Source organism: Metabacillus sp. B2-18 (genome assembly GCF_021117275.1).
Classification (GTDB): domain Bacteria; phylum Bacillota; class Bacilli; order Bacillales; family Bacillaceae; genus Metabacillus.
In genome coordinates this window covers 1,350,098-1,370,281 of sequence record NZ_CP088245.1, presented here as the reverse complement: position 1 = coordinate 1,370,281, position 20,184 = coordinate 1,350,098, and the positions used below count along the sequence as shown (strand labels likewise).

Genomic DNA, 20,184 nt, shown 5'->3' with positions numbered 1-20,184 from the left:
TTGAAAAATAAGCTTTAGTTGAAATGCTTGAAACATAGATTCCCTGTAAAAAATATATAGTCCTTAAAGGAAAAATGAAAAGGTAAACCTAGAAAAGAAACAGATCATTGACCTGTCCCTCGTTAACTATCTTATAAGGTTAGGAGGCATTTCCCCTTCTAGTGCTTTTGCAAGATTTTCCGCTGCTAACATCGCCATTTTTTCTCTTGTTTCTTTTGTAGCGGATCCTATGTGGGGTAATGTCACTACATTAGGCAGCGTTACTAGAGGGTTATCCTTATCTATAGGTTCTTTTTCAAATACATCGAGACCCGCACGTAATATCCAATTTTGTTGTAAAGCTTTAATTAACGCTTGCTCATCAACGTTTTTCCCTCTTGATCCGTTAATAAAAATCGCCGTATTTTTCATTAATTGAAATTCCCTTTCGCCGATCATCTTTTCTGTATCAGGGGTATGTGGGATCATAAGACAAACAAAGTCAGATTGAGTAAGCAACTCATCTAACGAGCAATAAATCGCACCAAACTTCTCTTCGGCTTCTTTGTTTTTTGAACGATTGTGATATAATATCTCCATATCAAAGCCAAAATGAGCTCGTTTTGCAATAGCTTGTCCGATACTCCCCATTCCAATGATCCCTAATTTTTTATGGTGAACATCAACACCAAATAAATCTTCATTTTTACTTCCATTCCATTTCCCAGATTTCACATAATGATCAAGCTCCGTCATTCTTCTAGCGGTAGCGATAAGTAAACCAAAGATTGTATCTGCTGTTGTATCGTTTAAAACTCCCGGTGTATTGGTTGCTAAAATTCCCCTATTCTTTAACTCTTCTAAGTCGAGATTATCATAGCCTACCGAAATATTAGAAATAACTTTTAAATATGGTGCATGATGTAAAAGTTCTTTATTTATTTTCATGCTGGCTCCTAGTAATCCATCCGCATAATGAAGCTCTTTCAGAAATTCATCATAATTATTTGTATGTAAATTTTTGAAATAGCTTACCTCATACTTTTCCTTTAAAATATTTATAACTTTTTCAGTAACTTCTCTATATACCACAACTTTTTTCTTCACTTTGCCACCTCTTTGGAATAAATAAGTTTTTCACACTTAAAATACTTCAAGTTTGTTTTGTAAAGTCCTTCTTTTTCAATAATTACTTATGAAAGATTGAGGGTTTTATCAACAAAGGAATCCTCCTCAGCTAACCGACTGAGAAGGATTTTCTTTTTATCAGATTTTATTAACAAATAAAAGTAGCATGAACGGGAAAACACATATAACCCAGTCTTATTTTTATTTATCAGAATCGTAATCATTATTTAAATTACTTAATTTAGGAAGTTCGTTTAGTATTAATTCATTTAACATATCTTTTAACGCTTCTTTTTTATTGCTTTTTTTCACTGCCTTACCTCCGAATTGCTCTTCTGTTTCTAAAATAGGAACCATCTCTGATGAAGTTTCATTTGTTATGACCCGCTCTTTACCAAGGTATAGTACATTTTCGATTGGTAAGAAAAATTTATTGTTAGCTGAATGGATAAGTAAACTTTCCAAATGTCCATTTTCTTCATTAAAATAGTAATCTGATATAACACCTGAGTGTTCCCCACCCCTTGTTATAACCTGAGAGCCGATTAATGGGACCATTTTATTTAAAAAAGGGATATCGTCTAGCCCAATAATTGAATTTTTCTTTTCAATCATAACCGCAGAATCTCCAACCCCTACGACGTTGTCATAAGTAAGTGCATTAAGGCTTACCTGCCAATCATCCTGTCCTATGATTAAATAATTCACTGATTTGTCTTCAGGATTAATAATCAAATCTTTAATCATTCCAAGCTGTTTACCTTCGGAAATACTAATAACTGGTAAATGCAGTAATTCTTTTGCCTTTTTCATTTATAGCCCTCCATTTTTAACAACTTACCAAAACTCTATTCAACCGATGCAATAGAGAAATATTTCTACTAAGAACACTTTATAAAGTAACTGTATTTTTATATGTCTTTCTGGGCTAAAATGTGCAACATACCCATTAATTAAAAATCATAAAAACCCTTGCTCAACACTTTTAAGCAAGGGTACATTTTTATTATAATTGTTAAATTCCTGATAGTATTTTTCTCCAACTTCCAGCATCTGAAATGTCTTCTGCCTCTTCAGATGCGTATCCTTCACAAATAAACCCCGGTACTTCTACACCATCTTGTAGCTCAACTTTCCCTATTCCCAGTGGCGCAGGAATTAACGCAGCAAAGGCACCAAATGAGGAAAGCGGCATTTCCCAGATTTCTAGTTCAATTGCCTTTCCACCTGTTGGTTTCTTAATCAATCCAGGTTTTGCAGGTTCTGTAGCTAGTTTCACAAATTGGTATTTTTCAGCTGTCACAGCTTCACGGACAAAGGTCGCACCGAATTCAAGCATTTGCTTTTCTAACGGAAAGCCTCTCATATGCAAACCACATACTGCAACTAAAGTGGTTTCTTGTTTTGCGGGCATTTTATTAACAAATGTCTCAGCAGCTCCTTCAATCAATCCTTCATTCTGAGACAATGCAAAGAATGTAATTCCAAAAGGCAGGTTTACGGCTGCTTCTCCGGCTTGCACGGCAACCGCACACAAATCTAACAAATTACAGTGATTTGTATATAGCCCCATATCACTATTTGTTTTAATCGGGTCTTCACGGACTTGATCACGAGTCCATGTTCCACCTGCAGTTGGCGTAACAAGAACAGCATCCTGTAGTAGTTTGCTATTCTTTAATTTAAATTCTTGTAACTTGTGCATGGAATGAAATACAGATGCAGCATCATGTTGTGGTTGTGAACCTGAACGAAGGACTTTTTCCGTTACCGGGAAAGTTACTTCTGGATGTTCAGTAATAAATCCGCCTAGATCAGCCCATCGTTCCGCTACAAACGGTCCATCATAAAGAATCGCCGCTGCTTCTGCAAAGAATTGATAGTCAATGTATTCAATTTGGATTTTTAATTGTTTGATTTGTTTAACAGCTCCATCCCAAGCTTTTTTATATTCCTTAGCAAAGGGACCATAAAACGTTAAATCATCTTTTGGTAAACAGATTTTCTTAGGAAGCTTAGCTTGTGGAATGGCAAGATCACGTGACCAAGGATCTTCTTGATCTAAACCTCTAGCAACAGCATCAACTTTATACGCTTCTTCTAAACTATGTGAAAATACTGTAACACAATCAAGACTGGCACATGCTGGCACAACACCCTTTGTCGGCCATGCTCCTAGGCTCGGCTTTAAACCTACTAAATCATTCAGTGCAGCAGGCACACGACCAGAACCAGCTGTATCTGTACCCAGAGAGAAAGCAACCTGCCCTCTTGCAACTGAAATAGCAGATCCAGAGCTGGAGCCACCGCTTATCAGCTCTGGACGAAGCGAATTATGTGTTTCCCCATAAGGGCTTCGCGTTCCTACTAACCCTGTAGCAAATTGATCTAAATTTGTTTTCCCAACCGGAATGGCACCTGCAGCTATTAATCTCTCAACGACTGAAGCATGTTCAGTAGGTGTATAACTATATTCTGCACACCCAGCTGTTGTTGGAACATTTGCTAGGTCAATATTATCTTTTATAGCAAACGGGATCCCCCATAACGGTGAAGACTCAAAATCTAGCGCTGAAAGACGGTTAAGATAAGGTTGAATATGTTCCATTTGAGGTGCTGTAATCCAAATGTTCATTTCCTCATCATCACGGGAACGTTGAATGATTTCTTCAATAACTTCTTCCGGCTTCAATGCTCTCGTTTCATATTGTTTACGTAACCAGCTAAGTGTTAATTTCACAGGAATTTCTATCTTATTCATTGTGCAACACCTACCTTTTTTTCTTCAAAGATACTGACAATCAATTGACCTGCATGAACTGAATCTCCAGGTTTTACATATACTTCAGCAATTTCTCCATCACAAGGAGCCGCTTGAGGAAATTCCATTTTCATACTTTCTTCTATAATAAGTACATCACCTTTTTTTACCTGCTGACCTGGAGAAACAAGCACTTTCCATACACTCCCTGGCATAGAACAATTAACAGGGATTGAGCCTTCTGGAATTTCATCATCTTCAATCGAACCCATTGAATTTTCTTCTGAAACATGTTCTGCAATTCCTTGCTCCTTCCATCTTTCACGTTCTGCATGGAAGGCTGCTTGTTGACGTTGTTTAAACAACTCTGCACTTTCTTTTATGTCATCTTGGAACTTCAAGTATTCCCCGAGATCGAATGTTGTTTCAGTAATATCAACTTCAAAACGACCACGAAGTACATCTTCACGAAGTTGTAGCAATTCATCGGCTTCAACTGGATAAAATTGAATTTGATCAAAGAAACGTAATAACCATGGTTTACCTGGTTCAAAGCTTTCAGTTGAACGAAGCTTATTCCACATCTGAATTGTACGACCAACAAATTGATAGCCACCAGGTCCTTCCATTCCATATACACACATATATGCACCACCAATTCCAACAGCGTTTTCTGGTGTCCACGTTCTAGCTGGGTTGTACTTCGTTGTAACTAATCGGTGTCGTGGATCAATTGGCGTTGCCACAGGAGCCCCTAAATAAACATCACCTAATCCAAGAACAAGATAATTAGCATCAAAAACTACATTTTTCACATCTTCAATACTTTCTAATCCATTTATTCTTCGAATGAATTCAAGGTTATCCGGACACCAAGGTGCATCCTGTCGAACATTTTGCTGATAGCGTTCTGTAGCTAATTGTACTGATGGATCATTCCAAGATAACGGTAGTCGGACAATTCTTGATGGCACCTGAATCGATTCTAGTGGTGGTAAGTTACGATCAATTTCTAATACTTTTTGACAAGCTTCTTTCACCGTTATTCTTGAAGCATCAATATGAATTTGTAATGAACGAATTCCTGGTGTTAGGTCCAATACAGGAAAATCCTCACTCTTTTGAATAGCATCCATTAAGACATGTGCTTGGAATCGTAATTGTAAATCAAGCTCCATATCCCCGTATTCTACAAGGAGGTTTTCATCTCCGCTGCAGCGGATTGTAATTGGAATTTGACGATCCTTTTCAAAAGCTAAAACAGGGTAAGCAGATGTCATCTCAACTTCAGGGTCAGCAAGCTTAACTTCACTTAACTGAGCGAAATTAGCTTCTCCGATTGCATGAAGATTTTCATCCTGTAGCTTTCGCAAACGAGCTGCTTCTTCTAGAGTCATTAATTTAAATTGAACAGTATCACCAGGATGCAGCTGACCAATTTTCCAAAATTCTGCTGAAGCAGTAGTGACAGGACAAACAAATCCACCTAGACTCGGACCATCCGGACCAAGTAAAATTGGCATATCACCAGTTAAGTCAAGTGTCCCGATTGCGTATGCATTGTCATGAATGTTCGATGGATGAAGACCTGCTTCTCCTCCGTCTTCTCGTGTCCATAATGGTTTTGGACCAATTAAGCGGACTCCAGTGCGCGAGCTGTTAAAATGAATTTCCCATTTTGTTTCGGTAAGTTGTGTTAAATAATTCGGTTGCAAAAACTCCTCAGTACAATGCGGTCCTGGAATAACACCAATTGTCCATGTGTTGTTAACTTTTGGTTGATATTCTATTGGAAGTGCCTTTGTAGCAGGAGGGATAACATCGTTATGAACAGATAGAACGTCCCCTGTTCTAAGTGCTCTACCACCATGTCCACCAAAGTTTCCGAGTGTAAATGTAGAAGAGCTGCCTAATATTTTTGGCATATCGAATCCGCCTGCTACTAGCATATAAGCTCTCATTCCAACCTTTGCTTCACCAAAAGATAAGACCTGACCCTTTTCAGCAAAAATCGGTTTATATAAGGAAACATCTTCACCATCCAGCTTCGCTTCCATATCAGCACCCGTTAAACAGAACCACATCTCATTTCGGAATTGATAAGACCCTCCTCGTAATGTAAACTCCAAGCCAGGTGCATCGTAGTTATTTCCTAAAAGCTTATTTCCGATTCGAAAGGATAAGGGATCCATCGGTCCACAAGGTGGTACTCCAACATCCCAATACCCTTTTCGTCCAGGCCAATCTTGGATTGTTGTTTGTACTCCTCCATCTAGTACTTCAAGTGCATTTTCAACTGCTTTAAAGCTATTTAACATTCTAGTGTACACATTACCAGCAACACATTCCTCTTCATGTAACAATGCTTGTAAATACTGAAGATTCGTTGTGATTCCATACATTCGCGTTTCACTTAAAGCCTGAATCAATTTGCCTATTGCATCTTGTCTGTCTTTACCATGAACGATAATTTTTACAAGCATTGGATCATAAAGAGATGTAACAGTTATTCCATCACGAATCCATGTTTCATTGCGAGCAAGATCTGATAAAATCACCTGGTCTAACTGCCCCGCACTTGGACGGAAATCATGAAAGCAATCTTCTGCATAAATTCGTGCTTGGATACTGTGTCCTTTTGGTTCAGAAACAAGGGTCTGTAAATTCTTCAACTTATCTGCTGCTTCCTTTACCATCCACTCTACTAAATCTAAACCTAATACCTCTTCAGTTACTCCATGCTCAACCTGTAAGCGTGTATTTACCTCTAAGAAGTAAAAACCACAGCTTTCGGGGTCATATAAAAACTCAACTGTACCTGCACTGCGATAGCCTACCTCTTCAGCTAAACTCTTTGCAGCAGCAAACATCTTTTGGCGAACATCTTCTGAAAGCTTAGGAGCTGGGCTTTCTTCAATAACCTTTTGGTTACGACGTTGAATCGAGCAATCACGCTCTCCTAATGTCACTACCTCCCCAAAACGATTACCGAAGATTTGCACCTCAACATGTCGTGCTTTCTCAATGTATTTCTCCAAAAATAAGCCAGCGTTGTTAAAATTCGTTTCCGCTAAATGACGAACACCATCATAGGCCGCTTTGAGCGCATCCTCATTGTCACAAACACGCATTCCAATTCCGCCACCGCCTGCTGTACTTTTTAAAATGACAGGGTAGCCAATTTTATTTGCATGATTTAATGCTGTTTCAAGAGAGTCAATTAAATCCGTTCCAGATAACATAGGTACACCAGCTTTTTCAGCGATTTCGCGTGCAGAATGCTTTAGACCAAACATCTCCATTTGCTCTGGTGTAGGCCCAATAAAGGCAATTCCCTTTTTTTGACACATTCTAGCAAATTCAGCATTTTCACTTAAAAAGCCATAACCAGGATGAATCGCTTCTGCTCCTGTTTCAATAGCTGTTTTAAGAATAAGTTCAGCATTTAAATAACTGTCTTTTGCCGGTCCCTCTCCAATGAGAACCGCTTCATCAGCATAATCAACATGTAGGCTGTCTTGATCAGCTTTCGTATAGACCGCTACCGATTGAATGCCTAGCTTTTTTAGTGTCCGTTCAATTCTTACTGCAATGGCACCGCGATTGGCGATGAGTACTTTTTTAAACATGAAAACCTCTCCTTACTAAAGTTCTATGATGATAGTTATATTCAAAATATTCCGTTTATTTATCCCAAATTAACACACGTATTGGTGTAGGGTTATACGCATTACATGGATTGTTTAGTTGAGGGCAATTACTAATTAGAGCAATAGTCTTAACAATTGATTGCACCTCAACATAACGACCAGGTGCTGATACACCGTCTGCGAATGTTAGACCGCCATCAGGTGTTACTGGTACATTCATGAAGAAGTTAATATTAGGTGCTAGATCACGCTTCGTATATCTTTCATCAAACTTAGATAGCTGAAGCATAAACGTATCTCGGCAATTATGCATCGGCAATGTATCATGTGCATATCGCACTGTATTGCTTTGTGCTGAACAAGCTCCTCCCAATGTATCATGACGCCCACAAGTATCCGCCACAATTTTAAGAAGCTCTTTATTTGATTCAGAACGTAAAACTGTTCCTGTTGATAAATAAATATTTTTTTGACCTAGCATCGTCGCGACTGCACTGTAATGATCTTCTGGGTCTTCAGCATGATAGAACAGGGTATCCGCTGCTTGATTTCCCTCTAAATCTACTATTCTTAAAACCTGACCAGGCTCTAGCTCATGCATCCAGCCTTCTCCAGAAGGAATCACTTTATCATAAATTGCTTCTTCTACTTTTCGTGAGCTTTCTGTATAATTTAAAACCGCCATGGTTTTCTCCTCCTTATAAAATCATCTTCGACATCTCTTTTATTTCAGTACAACTGATTTTGAATCACTAAGTAGTGTGTGGTATTCCCATGTATTTTCAAAAGCTCTTCTGTTTTCCGGACGGAAGTTCACACACACATCATCATCTTTAACTGGCTCTGCATCGAATACTTCTATTTGAATTGGTACTGAAGGATATTCGTTACGAAGATCTAATGGATTTGGTGTATTCGAGAAAATGAATAATGTATCCATCTCAGTTCTTAATGTAACAGTTGCTCCTTCTTTGCAATGGTCCTCGACATAGTGCATATCGCCATTTTCATCACAAAATACCTTTGAAAATAGGTTTAATACCGGAACTAAATCACGTACACCTAATCCATTTCTAACAAGCTCTACAGCAAAATTTTCTTCACCGCTTCTTAGCCAATTATTCCTAAGCTCTTGATAGGTTGTGATCCCGTATTTCTCATCTGTTTCCTTACGTGACGTATATCCTGAAATACTGTCATGCCAGCCTAGACTATCTTCCACTATACTCGTTAACACCCGCCCGTTATCACTCATTAGCATATGACCTTTTGTTAGGTGAGAAGTATGTTGAGCTTTTAACGTATCCGGCATGTTATAACGCTCTGTTAACTGATTTGCATGATACATGATTGTTGAAAGATTTGCCCCCTTACCTAAAGCTGTAAATTTTACAAGTTTCCCTTTTCCAATTGTTCCTGACCATTTCCCACCTGCTGGGATTGTTTTATTCCAAATGCTATTTATCATAAAGAATTCCTCCTTTGAATAATATCGAGTAGAGAAAATAAAAAAGATAAAAGCCTGGGAGATTTTCGTCTCCCAGGCTTTTATCCCTCCGTGTATATAGCTAACATGCGGTATCAGCTATACGCTCTCTCTCGGACCAGACTCCTTGTATTGAATGAGGGGATATTCGCAACAAGAACGGAACCCTAGACAGCTTTTTCCTTCTCATCTGAGAAGCTTTATTTAATTTGTTCTGTAAATTTATTATAGACCACCCTATTACAACCTTCCAAACACTATGTCAGATTTTCTAACACACTTTTTAAAAATTATCTATTTTCAATTGCTACCTTTCCTTCCTTTAAAGTAGAAATCGGCTTTTTAAACATGCTTGTTCGGATTCCAATGTAAATAAATCCCATTACAATCCAAGCAATTCCAATTAAGAGTGTTTGTGCTTCTAACAAAGTTAATAACCATCCAATAAAACAAGCACCTACGAAAGGAAAAATGAGATAAAGAAAAGTTTGTTTAGCAGACCGCATTTTACTTTTTACATAATAATGTGAAATAACAGATAAATTGACGAACGTAAATGCCGTAAGGGCACCAAAGCTAACAAATGTTACAGCTGTATCTAAATCAATAGCTATGGAGAAAAACGAAATGATTGTCACAAAGATAATGTTAATCACGGGTGTTTTATATTTAGGGTGTAAATAACCAAAAACTTTGTTCGGCAAGATTGACTCTCTCCCTAATGCAAATAAAAACCTCGTTACACTTGTAACGGATGAAACTCCTTGAGTAAAGGTTGCCACAATTAATACGGTTGTAAAAAGAGCACTTAATAGATTTCCACCAACCATTTGAATAAGCTCAAAAGAAGCTGTATCAACATTTTCAAACATAAAGTTAGGATAGGCTAGTTGTGTTAAATAAGAGATAGAAATGTATAACACTGCAGCAATAATAACGATTAGAAAAATTGCTTTAGGTATTGTTTTACGAGGATTAACTGTTTCCTCTGCCATTGTGGTTACCGCATCAAATCCTAAAAAACAAAAGCAGATAAGTGCTGCTCCTGAGAAAATCGTGGAAACGGAGAAGTCACTGGAAAAGAACGGTTGAAAAGAAAATAAACCTGATCCGTCTCCGCCAACAAGTATATCCTTTGTTACAAAGGCACAAAAAAAGATAATAAAGATGATCTGAAAAATAACAGAAAACCCACTTACTCTTGCTACTGATTTAATCCCAATAATATTCACAAATGCCAAAATGACATTTAACAAGACAATCCATACATAAACTGGTATACTCGGAAACTGAGCATTTAAGAATAGGCCAAATGTTAAACAAGCAATAATTGGTGAAACAATATAATCAAGCAAAAGAGCCCAGCCAACAAGAAACCCCATCTTTGGATTGATTGCTTTCTTCGTATAGGTATAGGCTGAGCCAGAAATCGGATAAGCCTTTACCATTCTGCTATAGCTATAAGCTGTAAAAAAAATCGCTATAAATGCTACAACATAAGCAGCAGCAAGCATTCCACCCGCTGCTTCAAACGCAACACCGTACACTGTAAAAAAGATCATTGGTGTCATCCAGGCAAGTCCAAGGAAAACAACACCAAATAAATTTAGAGATTTTTTGAATTCAGTTGTTTGTGTCATTCTTCAACCCTCTCCCGTTTTATCTGAATATTCAGATCGAAAAACCTACAATTTCACTACTATACTTTAAAGCAATAAATAATGTCTTTACTTGTGTACTATTATAATGTCACAAAATCTTACATTTCAAATAGTGCGTTAGATTTTGTGACAAACTGTTCCTCCTACACGCTATTAATACTTCGTTTCGGTAAAGAATCGCATTTGTAAACTAAAAGGCAGTAGCACCATTCAAGCACCACTGCCTTTACCACACCATGTAAAAAGTAACCATTTAATGCTTTAATAACGAGACAATATGCTTCTTCAGCTTCATAAATTGATCCACTTCCACTAATTCACCCTCTTTAAACAGGTGTAGGTCTGCATCAATTTCCTCGATAATTTTCCCTGGTCTTGCTTGCATCACATAAATTCGTTGCGATAAAAAAATAGCCTCATCAATATCATGTGTAATAAAAACAATAGTAGTCTTTTCCTTTTTCCAAATATCAAGTAATAACTGCTGCATTGATTGCTTTGTTTGTGCGTCGAGCGCACCAAACGGCTCATCCATTAACAAAACCTCTGGATTATTAGCCAATGATCTAGCAATTGCCACCCTTTGCTTCATACCTCCCGAGAGCTCTTTTCCATATGAATTAGCAAACCGTTCAAGACCTACTAATTCTAAATATCGATCAGAGATTTCCTTTCGTTCTTTTGAACCCATTCCCTTTAGTTTTAGGCCAAATTCAATATTGTCGCGAACATTTAACCATGGAAATAGTGTATAAGATTGAAACACCATCCCTCTGTTTACGCTAGGTCCTACTACTTCTTGATCTGAAACCTTTACACTTCCACTCGTAGAATCTTCTAATCCTGCTAATATCCGTAGAATTGTAGATTTACCACAACCAGAAGGACCTAGTATGGAAACAAACTCCTCATTTTTCACATACATTGACACATCTTCTAGTGCTTGGAAGCTTCCTGCTTTTGTTTGATACACCTTTGATAGTCCTTTTATACTAATCTCTAATTCCGATTGTAGAAGTGGCTCTGCTTGTTTTACTGCATTTAACATTCTATTGACCTCCTTCTGCCCAAGGGAATAATTTTTTCGTTAAAAGTGCAAAGCAGCGATCGATAACTAAACCTAATAAACCAATTACAATGATTCCAACAAAAATTAACTCAGTATCTAAAAAACGTTGTGCCTTCATAATCGTATAACCAAGGCCACTGTTTGCTGCTACAAGCTCTGCTACAACTAAATACGTCCAAGCCCATCCCATAATAAGACGCATGGTTACCATTAACTTTGGTAAAATCGCTGGTATGATTACTCTCGAAATGACTTGACCTCGTTTTGCTCCTAATGTGTAAGATGCAGATAACAAATCTTTATTCACTCTGCTAGTGTCCTCCGCTACCATTAGCAACAACTGAAAGAAACATCCTATAAAAATAACAAGAATCTTAGCAGTTTCACCGATCCCAGCCCATACCATAATAAGTGGAATAAATGCTGCTGCCGGCATATACCGGATAAATTCAGACATAGGTACAACAATCGATTCCGCGATTTTAAACGTCCCAGCAAAAATTCCTAGTGGAATGCCAATGAGACAAGCTAATAAAAATCCCATAAAAACACGGTAAACACTAATGCCTATTTGGTTCCAAAAATCAGAATTAGCAAGGGACGTAAAGAGCGATTCAACCACGACAAATGGTGAAGGTAGAAACACTTCCTTTACAACTCCCATAATGCTCAATAGATACCAGAATAGAAAAAGTCCTATAAATGCCGATCCTATTCCGACTAAATACCAAGACTTTGGAATTTCCTCATGAATTCGAAATAATGTTCTCAAGTGACCTTTCTTTTTTGCAGTCTCCATATTTGTCACCTCTTTCCGGTTCTACTCATGACTATTTTCAATAAAACTAGAGTCAAGTAATAATGTCATATCTGGAATTTCTTTTATAAACTCTAATTTTTGAAGAAATTTTGCATTTTCCTCGGCCGTATATTCAATAGATTTATAGCTGTCTGATTTTTCAAAAGAAGCAAGGTTTTGCTCAGGTGTGAATAAGTCAAACCCTTCCATTCCAATAGCAAGTTCATCAACCGTAATACCGGCAGCTTCAGCAATAATCTCAAGCGATTCTTCTTCATTTTCTGAATAATAGTTCACTGCTTCAAACCAAGCAGCCGTTATTTTTTCAAGATCTTCTTGACGGTTTTCTGCGATTTCCTTGCGAGCTACAAAGAGATCTGCAATAAGACCCGGGAATTCTGCTGAGGTTATTAATTTATGTCCATTTCCTTCTGTTTCAGCAGTACTAAGGAATGGCTCCCATAATCCAGCTGCATCTAAATTTCCAGCAATAAATGTTGTCCCTGCATCTTGAACAGTAAGGTTAGTAAAATTCACATCAGATTCCTTTAAGCCAGCCTGTTCAAGTGCTGTTAACATAAAGAAATGCTCAATCGTACCAATTTCTGTTCCAACTTTCTTACCTTTTAAATCTTCAACAGATTGAATATCCTTTGTTGCTACTAGGCCATCTCCACCGTTTGAGTTATCTGTTATGAAAATCGATTTAAGTTCAATACCGTTTTCAAGTGGGGCAATTGTGTCAATTAGCGCTTGGCTGTTTCCATCAATTTCTCCAGTGTTTAAGGCAGATAAGGAATCAGCATAAACCGGAAAATAAACTAATTCAACATCAACACCATGTTTTTCAAAGAATCCTTTTTCTTCGACTAGATGCCATAAGTACCAGCTAGGTAATGCACTGAACCCAATTTTTATTGGTTCACTTTTAGAGCTATCTCCACTTGCCTCTTCACTAGAATTTCCACAAGCTGCTAATAAAAAGACAAACAATAATGACAAAAGTATGTTAAATGGTTTCTTCATGCTTCTCACTCCTGTTTTTTTAATTTTGGTAGAGTCGTACATTACTTAAGTTCTCCTTCCATTTATTTGGTTGAATATTAGGAATTTTCAAATTATAAAAAGAGGAAAAATAAAAAGCCTAGGAGAGGTCGTCTCCCAGGCTTTTGTCCTTCCGTGTATATAGAAACGGATAGCTTCTATACGCTCCCTCTCGGACCAGCTTGGTAAACCCAACGGAACCCTAGGCAGCTTTTTCGTTCTCAGATCATAGAGAACCTTTATAAAGTTAGTAAAATGATTGCTTTGATATATCAAAGTATAAATGGGATAAAAGGTGCATGCAATGACCGTGTTATATAATCTAACACGGTTTCTTCGCCTTTAAACGGCATGTGTAAAATTTCTGACAAGGTCTAGCTTTTCACTAATGGAAATAACCTAATCTTGCCAATCATTTAACGAAAAAAAGACAGACCACTATTACCGAGTCTGTCCTCCTTCATATTTTATACGTGCAATTTGTTTATTTCCTCAACAATTGTTTCAATCATAAATTGAACATCCTCTAATTCTATACTAAGTGGTGGAGACAAAGTAAGAACATTATTATAACCAGCTACGGTTGCTCCATTTTTACCGACGATAAGTCCTTTTTCTTTACATCCTGAGATTACCTGATTCACATAAGAGACTTCAAGCGGTGTTTTGGTGCATTTATCAGAAATAAGCTCTATCCCAATTAATAATCCTTTTCCTCTGATATCTCCTACTAGTGGATGATGTTGCAGTTTTGTCTTTAAAGCACTTAACGAATGTGCTCCTATTTCCTTTGAACGAGAGAACAGCTTTTCTCTTTCCATAATTTCGAGATTTTTTAATGCTAATGCGCAAGCGGCTGGGTTCCCCCCAAATGTATTTACGTGACGAAGATAATCATATTCATCCGTCCCTTTAAATGCTTCGTAAATCTCTTTTTTAACAGCCGTTGCAGATAAAGGAAGATAAGCACTGGTGATTCCTTTTGCCATCGTGATGATATCAGGCTGTACACCATAGTTCTGAAATCCAAATGCCTCACCTGTACGACCAAAACCACAAATAACTTCATCAACAATTAAGAGGGCACCACTTTCTTCACATACCTCTTTTACACCTCTCATGTACTGTTCAGGAGGAATTAAAATGCCACCCCCAGTAATAATTGGTTCCATAATGACAGCTGCAATCGTTTCGTTTAATTCCCATGTCATCACCTGTTCAATGGCTTGAACGGACGGTAACTCCCGAGGGGAACAGGATGGGTGCTCTGGTTTTCGATAGGAATCAGGTGGTGGAACATGAATAAAACCAGGTGCCAATGGTTCATATCGATACTTACGTTGTGCCTGACCAGTTGCAGCTAATGCCCCCGCAGTGTTTCCATGATATGCCCGATATCTTGAAATGATCTTGAATCGATTATGTTCTCCTGTTTGTTGATGATATTGTCGAGCAATTTTGAAGGCTACTTCATTAGCTTCAGATCCACTATTTGAAAAGAAGATAACATAATCTCCTCCAAGCAATGAATTTAACTTTTCAGAAAGCTCAATAGCTGGAGTATGACTTTGCGTTAGCGGAAAATATGCTAATTTTTTTAATTGCTCATACGCAGCTTCAGCTAATTCCTCTCTCCCATGACCGATATTTACACACCATAAGCCGGCCATTGCATCTAAATATTTTTTTCCATTGATATCTGTAATCCACACACCATTTGCTTCTTTTACAATCATTGTTGCATCAGGCTGGTATGACTTCATTGAATGCCAAATATATTTTTCATCTTTTGTTTTAAGATCATCTTTTGCCATGTTAATGGAATTCATATCCATCCTCCTACTAATCTTGAAGGCTATCTTTTCTGTTGGCCTTCATTTATGCGACCCTTAATATGCTCAGCCTTTACCAAATGGCTAACAACCACTTAAGTTACTAGCTTTAAAAATCAAATCGCGATGTTATCATCTTTTTTCGTGTATAAAAATTTACTCCATCCTTCCCATTAACATGTAGGTCACCATAAAAAGAATCTTTCCAACCAGAAAAAGGAAAGAAAGCCATTGTTGCCGGAACACCAACATTGATTCCTAACATACCTGCGTCAGCTTCTTCTCGAAACTGCCGAATTGCCTTTGCATCCTTTGTATAAATCGTTGCGCCATTTCCATACCTCGATTGCCGTAAGTATTCTAAAGCTTCATCTAAGTTTTCCGCGTGAAGTAAACTTAATACAGGTGCAAAAATTTCTTCTTTTGCGATGGTCATATCAGGTGTCACTCCATCAAAAATGGTAGCACCTAAGAAATAGCCTTCTTTTTTGTTATCTATTTCCGCCCTTCCATCTCGTATTAATTTCGCACCCTCTTCAATGCTTAATTCAATATACGAAAGAACCTTTTCACGATGCGATGCTCTAATAATAGGAGTTAAAAGAACTTCCTCATCCAATCCATTACCAAGAATTAATTCATCAGCCTTTTGTTTTAGTTTTGATACAAACTCTTTTCCTTCTCCAATGATGACAACTGCACTACATGCCATACAACGCTGTCCCGCACTTCCGAATGCGGACCCAATAATGTGTTGTACTGCTTTATCTATGTTTGCATCCCTCATAACAATATGATGATTTTTCGCACCAGATAAGGCTTGAACTCTTTTACCATTCATAGCAGCTTGTTCGTAAACATACTTCGCAACAGGCTGTGACCCTACAAATGATATAGCCGAAATATCTGGATGTTGTAGCATTCCATTTACGACCTCATGAGAACCATGAACGATATTTAATACTCCAGGAGGAGCACCAGCTTCTGTAAACAGCTCTACTAACCTATTTGCTAACAAAGGTGTTCTCTCTGAAGGTTTTAAAACAAAAGTGTTTCCACATGCTATCGCTAAAGGAAACATCCAAAGCGGGACCATCATCGGAAAATTAAATGGGGAAATTCCTCCAACAACTCCAAGAGGATACCGAAACATCTCTGAATCTATTTCTTCTGCTATGTTGGAAAGTGATTCTCCCATCATAAGACTTGGAGCACCTGTTGCGAATTCAACACATTCAATTCCACGTTGCACCTCACCATATGCTTCATTAAATGCTTTTCCGTTCTCTAAAACAATTAATTTTGCTAATTTCTCATGATTTTCCATTAACAGATGGTGATATTTAAATAAAAGCCTGGCACGTTTTGGCACAGGAACATTTCTCCATGTTTGAAACGCTACTTTCGCAGACTTCACTGCTTGATCAACATCTTCTTTTGTCGAAAGAGGCACCGTCGCAATTTTTTCGCTATTGGCTGGGTTGTGTACCTCGGCTACATATTTCCCTTTAGCAGAAACCCATTTACCATTAACATAATTTTTTATTGGTGATGTTGCGTTTACAATTGTCATTGTATACTCCTCCCTTTAGACTCATGTTATAAACCTATTATCAATTATTAAAAAGACTCGTTCATTAGACATTTTGTAAAGCAACATGTCTCGATCATGCTACATTTTGGTGGATACAAAAAAGAAGATACCGCAAATGGTATCCTCTTAAAATATTGAGACCTATTCAACTTAAAGGAGCTTAATTAAAATGTTTTTGCTAAATCCTTTGCACGGGCAATTCCATTCTGTTTAATTTCTTCCGCTTTATCTGGCATTGCTGCATGACCTTCAATAAATAATCCTTCAAATGAAGGTACGCCAAAGAAATTCATAATAACGGTAAGGTAACGATGTCCCATTTCAACTTCTGCTGCCGGACCTTCTGAATAAATGCCACCTCTTGCTTGAATGTGAAGAGCTTTTTTATCTGTTAATAACCCAACAGGGCCTTGCTCCGTATATTTAAAAGTTTTTCCTGATACTGCAACAGAATCAATATACGCTTTCATTACAGGAGGAAATGAAAAATTCCAAAACGGAGTGACAAATACATATTTGTCTCCATTTATAAATTGCTCACATAATTCATTAAGACGACTGACCTTTGCTTTTTCATCATCAGATAATTCTTCAAAGCCTTTACCTGTTTGGAGTTTTCCCCAACCACTAAATACATCAACATCAATGTGAGGAATATGCTCTTTGTATAAATCAATGTGCACGATCTCATCATTTGGATTTGATTCTTTATAAGAATCAATAAATGCCTTACCTGCTGCCATACTGAACGAGACTTTATCATCATGAGGGTGAGCAGTAATATACAATACTTTTGCCATATCTAATCTACCTTTCTTTATGTAGTCATTTTAGTTTGAACGAAAACATAAAAAATAATCATTTAAGATTGTCCTAATTTTAAAAAGTCTCGTTATAAGGCGAAAAAAAGCATTTTTAAAGGATTTGCTTCAGTTAGAAAACAAATCCTTTCAAGTTTATTCCGTTTCGTTAAAAGTATAAGGATTTGCTCCAATAGTTTTTCTTACTTCATCTGTCATTTCATAAGCTTCTGTTAAAGTTGCTTCATTTGTTGTTTCATAGGCAAAAGGAATACTACCATCGTAATGTAAAGGCTTTTGATTCATGTTAACACCCTCCTTATTTTAGTTGAAAATTTCATTTTACAAATATTAGTATTTACACTATGATATAATTTATTTATATTAATAAATTGTTAAAACTATAATCTTACCGGAGATTTCAAATGCATTTCTTTTTTATGAGTTGTTAAGTAATCATATGCAACTAACATAAACTCAAGCTCAAGTCTCTTCTTTGAATTCATAAAGTTTCCACCCAAGATTGCCTCTAATTTTTCAATACGATGATAAAGTGTTTGTCTTACAATAAATAATCGTTTTGATGTTTCTTGCTTTGATCCATTACATTCCATATATACCTTTAATGTCGATAATAGTTCACAATTATACTTTCTATCATATTCAATAACTGGTTCCAAATACTCATAAACAGTTTCTTCCAAATCCCCTTGGTTTTTAAGAAGTGTTAACATCCGATATAAATGTAGATCCTGATAAAATATGCTTTTGTTTTCAACAGCTACAAATTCTTGAAGTTCAAGAGTTTTTTTAGCTGAAAGATAGCTTTTGTTTATATTCATGATGTTTTTCTTTACATATTGCCCTACACCAACTGGTATTTCCTGTATAGTATTTTTATTATATGAGTCATGTTGCTGAATTCTTTGAAAAGCTTTTATCATCCTTTGCCTCCAGCTATCTGATTTACGTTTATCCAATGAAATGACAACAAAATGTTGTTTTGTTTCAACGAAATACAGATGAAAACCGAATTGTTCAAACACCGTTCTTGTCATTAATTTAAAATAGGTAAATTCCTTGTTAACAGTTCTTACTGTTAACTCTTTTATTTTACAAACCCAAACAACGGCACCTGTAAACGGAGAAGATTGTTCTGTCTTCGATAATTGCTCTACTAATACATCTTCCCTTAGCTCCCCTTCTATCCAATCTGTCAGCCAATTCTTTTCACTATCGATTCTTTTTTCACTCACATATAAATCTCTTAACCAAAATTGCCCTAGAACAGTTGTTGTTCGATCTAAGATTAATGAATCGAAATCATTAAGCAGGCGACCAGTAGAAACAATCGTTATCTCTGCATATGTATCACCAAAGATCTGGACAGGCTTAGTTATTGATCTTTCATTATTCTCAGCCTTTTTTCTGTTCAACACCTGTTGCTTTAGTTTTTCTGTCATGTTAGGAAAGCTTTCAATTTTCCCAGAATGAAATACTGCAAAAACCTGTACATCTAAATATTTCTGAAGGAATAATAAAACATCTTTATGTTGGTCTATTTCTATAATCATTTTATTTAATATTTGAGAATATTGCTCTAAATCAGAGAGGAGTTGATATTGATTATTGATGATGAGGGAATGAATATCGTGAGTAATTTCTACAAATAGCACTTCTTTATGGAATAATATAATTGGGAATTGATGAGAATTTGCTAAATCTATTACGTTTTGTGGAATATCTTTAATATAAGTATTCATTTCAATACATAGACCTGCAGCATGACAATCGATTAATTGTCTCACAAAAGAAAAAAGTTGTTCAGGCTCTTCCTTCCAACCAAGACCAGTAGATAAAATAAGTTCGCTTCCCTTTAATAAATTACTTATTTGAATAGACTCTACAACATGAACCCATTTTATCTGATGCCCTAATCCTTTTTCACCAGCAACAATTTCAGCTTCTTCAAAGTGCTTTCTCTCTAATATTTTTTTAATTGAGATGTATGATTTCATTGGCCAACCACCTTTTCTATCATAATAACAAGTATTATAAATAGAAATATATGGAACAACCATGAAGTTGTAATATTTACTAACAATAGAAAAAACAGGACCTTGATCTATCGTCCTGTTTTATTAAAGATTATGTTGCTTTTTTTATCCATAATAGAGTTGAAAAATATTTTCTTGCCTCTGCCATTTTAATTTGAATTTGCCTTACTTCCTTTTCACCGTCATCTCCTTTTTCAAAAGTAACAAACGCTCCACTCACATTTTCTATAACACCTACAATCTGAAATCCCTGATCTAATAAGCTATCTATTTTTTCTTTTTCTTGTAGAAATTCCTTATATTCAGACATGATTCTCTATTCCT

Annotated in this window: 16 protein-coding genes and 2 riboswitches; all 16 genes read right to left on the bottom strand. The window is 36.7% G+C overall.

Annotation, left to right across the window (positions count from 1 at the left end; genetic code table 11):
• Positions 1-126: 126 nt before the first annotated feature.
• The 16 genes from LPC09_RS06775 to LPC09_RS06700 all read right to left on the bottom strand — a co-directional run bounded on the left by LPC09_RS06775 (position 127) and on the right by LPC09_RS06700 (position 20,170).
• A complete protein-coding gene (locus tag LPC09_RS06775; protein ID WP_098795981.1) occupies positions 127-1,086 on the bottom strand; it encodes a 2-hydroxyacid dehydrogenase in 960 nt (319 codons plus the stop codon).
• Positions 1,087-1,308: 222 nt separating this feature from the next.
• Positions 1,309-1,920, bottom strand: coding sequence for a PRC-barrel domain-containing protein (locus LPC09_RS06770; protein ID WP_098795982.1), 612 nt, complete (start codon positions 1,918-1,920; stop codon positions 1,309-1,311).
• 202 nt (positions 1,921-2,122) lie between these two features.
• Positions 2,123-3,868, bottom strand: a complete 1,746-nt coding sequence (gene atzF / locus LPC09_RS06765) for an allophanate hydrolase (RefSeq protein ID WP_231309293.1) — start codon at positions 3,866-3,868, stop codon at positions 2,123-2,125.
• Entirely contained in the window at positions 3,865-7,497 is a 3,633-nt protein-coding gene (uca, locus tag LPC09_RS06760; protein ID WP_231309292.1) for an urea carboxylase, read from the bottom strand. Before uca ends, atzF begins: the two co-directional genes overlap by 4 nt.
• 55 nt (positions 7,498-7,552) lie before the next feature.
• On the bottom strand, positions 7,553-8,203 hold the full coding sequence (locus LPC09_RS06755) for an urea amidolyase associated protein UAAP2 (protein ID WP_231309291.1): 651 nt from the start codon (positions 8,201-8,203) through the stop codon (positions 7,553-7,555).
• A 39-nt stretch (positions 8,204-8,242) separates the two neighbouring features.
• On the bottom strand, positions 8,243-8,983 hold the full coding sequence (locus tag LPC09_RS06750; RefSeq protein ID WP_231309736.1) for an urea amidolyase associated protein UAAP1: 741 nt from the start codon (positions 8,981-8,983) through the stop codon (positions 8,243-8,245).
• A gap of 70 nt (positions 8,984-9,053) precedes the next feature.
• Positions 9,054-9,186: riboswitch (guanidine-I (ykkC/yxkD leader) on the bottom strand.
• A 108-nt stretch (positions 9,187-9,294) separates the two neighbouring features.
• A complete protein-coding gene (locus LPC09_RS06745; RefSeq protein ID WP_231309290.1) occupies positions 9,295-10,644 on the bottom strand; it encodes an APC family permease in 1,350 nt (449 codons plus the stop codon).
• Between the two features lie 274 nt (positions 10,645-10,918).
• Complete coding sequence (locus tag LPC09_RS06740) at positions 10,919-11,713, bottom strand: ABC transporter ATP-binding protein (protein ID WP_231309289.1); 795 nt, start codon at positions 11,711-11,713, stop codon at positions 10,919-10,921.
• A 1-nt stretch (position 11,714) separates the two neighbouring features.
• Positions 11,715-12,533 (bottom strand): ABC transporter permease, encoded by an 819-nt coding sequence (locus tag LPC09_RS06735; protein ID WP_231309288.1) that lies wholly within the window; start codon positions 12,531-12,533, stop codon positions 11,715-11,717.
• Between the two features lie 21 nt (positions 12,534-12,554).
• Positions 12,555-13,559, bottom strand: coding sequence for an ABC transporter substrate-binding protein (locus LPC09_RS06730; RefSeq protein WP_231309287.1), 1,005 nt, complete (start codon positions 13,557-13,559; stop codon positions 12,555-12,557).
• Positions 13,560-13,689: 130 nt separating this feature from the next.
• Positions 13,690-13,794, bottom strand: a riboswitch (guanidine-I (ykkC/yxkD leader).
• A gap of 250 nt (positions 13,795-14,044) precedes the next feature.
• On the bottom strand, positions 14,045-15,406 hold the full coding sequence (locus tag LPC09_RS06725; RefSeq protein WP_231309286.1) for an aspartate aminotransferase family protein: 1,362 nt from the start codon (positions 15,404-15,406) through the stop codon (positions 14,045-14,047).
• A 112-nt stretch (positions 15,407-15,518) separates the two neighbouring features.
• Positions 15,519-16,982: a CoA-acylating methylmalonate-semialdehyde dehydrogenase gene (locus LPC09_RS06720; protein ID WP_231309285.1), complete on the bottom strand. Its 1,464-nt coding sequence runs from the start codon at positions 16,980-16,982 to the stop codon at positions 15,519-15,521.
• Positions 16,983-17,167: 185 nt separating this feature from the next.
• Positions 17,168-17,803, bottom strand: coding sequence for an FMN-dependent NADH-azoreductase (locus LPC09_RS06715; protein WP_231309284.1), 636 nt, complete (start codon positions 17,801-17,803; stop codon positions 17,168-17,170).
• A gap of 156 nt (positions 17,804-17,959) precedes the next feature.
• Positions 17,960-18,109 (bottom strand): hypothetical protein, encoded by a 150-nt coding sequence (locus LPC09_RS06710; protein ID WP_231309283.1) that lies wholly within the window; start codon positions 18,107-18,109, stop codon positions 17,960-17,962.
• A 95-nt stretch (positions 18,110-18,204) separates the two neighbouring features.
• A complete protein-coding gene (locus tag LPC09_RS06705) occupies positions 18,205-19,821 on the bottom strand; it encodes a PucR family transcriptional regulator (RefSeq protein WP_231309282.1) in 1,617 nt (538 codons plus the stop codon).
• Between the two features lie 130 nt (positions 19,822-19,951).
• Positions 19,952-20,170: a hypothetical protein gene (locus LPC09_RS06700; protein ID WP_098795984.1), complete on the bottom strand. Its 219-nt coding sequence runs from the start codon at positions 20,168-20,170 to the stop codon at positions 19,952-19,954.
• Between the last annotated feature and the right edge of the window lie 14 nt (positions 20,171-20,184).

Coding starts and splice junctions, on each gene's coding strand:
- LPC09_RS06770 (WP_098795982.1), bottom strand. CDS start 1,920: ATGAAAAAGGCAAAAGAATTACTGCATTTACCAGTTATTAGTATTTCC.
- LPC09_RS06705 (WP_231309282.1), bottom strand. CDS start 19,821: ATGAAATCATACATCTCAATTAAAAAAATATTAGAGAGAAAGCACTTT.
- LPC09_RS06715 (WP_231309284.1), bottom strand. CDS start 17,803: ATGGCAAAAGTATTGTATATTACTGCTCACCCTCATGATGATAAAGTC.
- atzF (WP_231309293.1), bottom strand. CDS start 3,868: ATGAATAAGATAGAAATTCCTGTGAAATTAACACTTAGCTGGTTACGT.
- LPC09_RS06700 (WP_098795984.1), bottom strand. CDS start 20,170: ATGTCTGAATATAAGGAATTTCTACAAGAAAAAGAAAAAATAGATAGC.
- LPC09_RS06710 (WP_231309283.1), bottom strand. CDS start 18,109: ATGAATCAAAAGCCTTTACATTACGATGGTAGTATTCCTTTTGCCTAT.
- uca (WP_231309292.1), bottom strand. CDS start 7,497: ATGTTTAAAAAAGTACTCATCGCCAATCGCGGTGCCATTGCAGTAAGA.
- LPC09_RS06755 (WP_231309291.1), bottom strand. CDS start 8,203: ATGGCGGTTTTAAATTATACAGAAAGCTCACGAAAAGTAGAAGAAGCA.
- LPC09_RS06730 (WP_231309287.1), bottom strand. CDS start 13,559: ATGAAGAAACCATTTAACATACTTTTGTCATTATTGTTTGTCTTTTTA.
- LPC09_RS06740 (WP_231309289.1), bottom strand. CDS start 11,713: ATGTTAAATGCAGTAAAACAAGCAGAGCCACTTCTACAATCGGAATTA.
- LPC09_RS06725 (WP_231309286.1), bottom strand. CDS start 15,406: ATGAATTCCATTAACATGGCAAAAGATGATCTTAAAACAAAAGATGAA.
- LPC09_RS06720 (WP_231309285.1), bottom strand. CDS start 16,982: ATGACAATTGTAAACGCAACATCACCAATAAAAAATTATGTTAATGGT.
- LPC09_RS06735 (WP_231309288.1), bottom strand. CDS start 12,533: ATGGAGACTGCAAAAAAGAAAGGTCACTTGAGAACATTATTTCGAATT.
- LPC09_RS06745 (WP_231309290.1), bottom strand. CDS start 10,644: ATGACACAAACAACTGAATTCAAAAAATCTCTAAATTTATTTGGTGTT.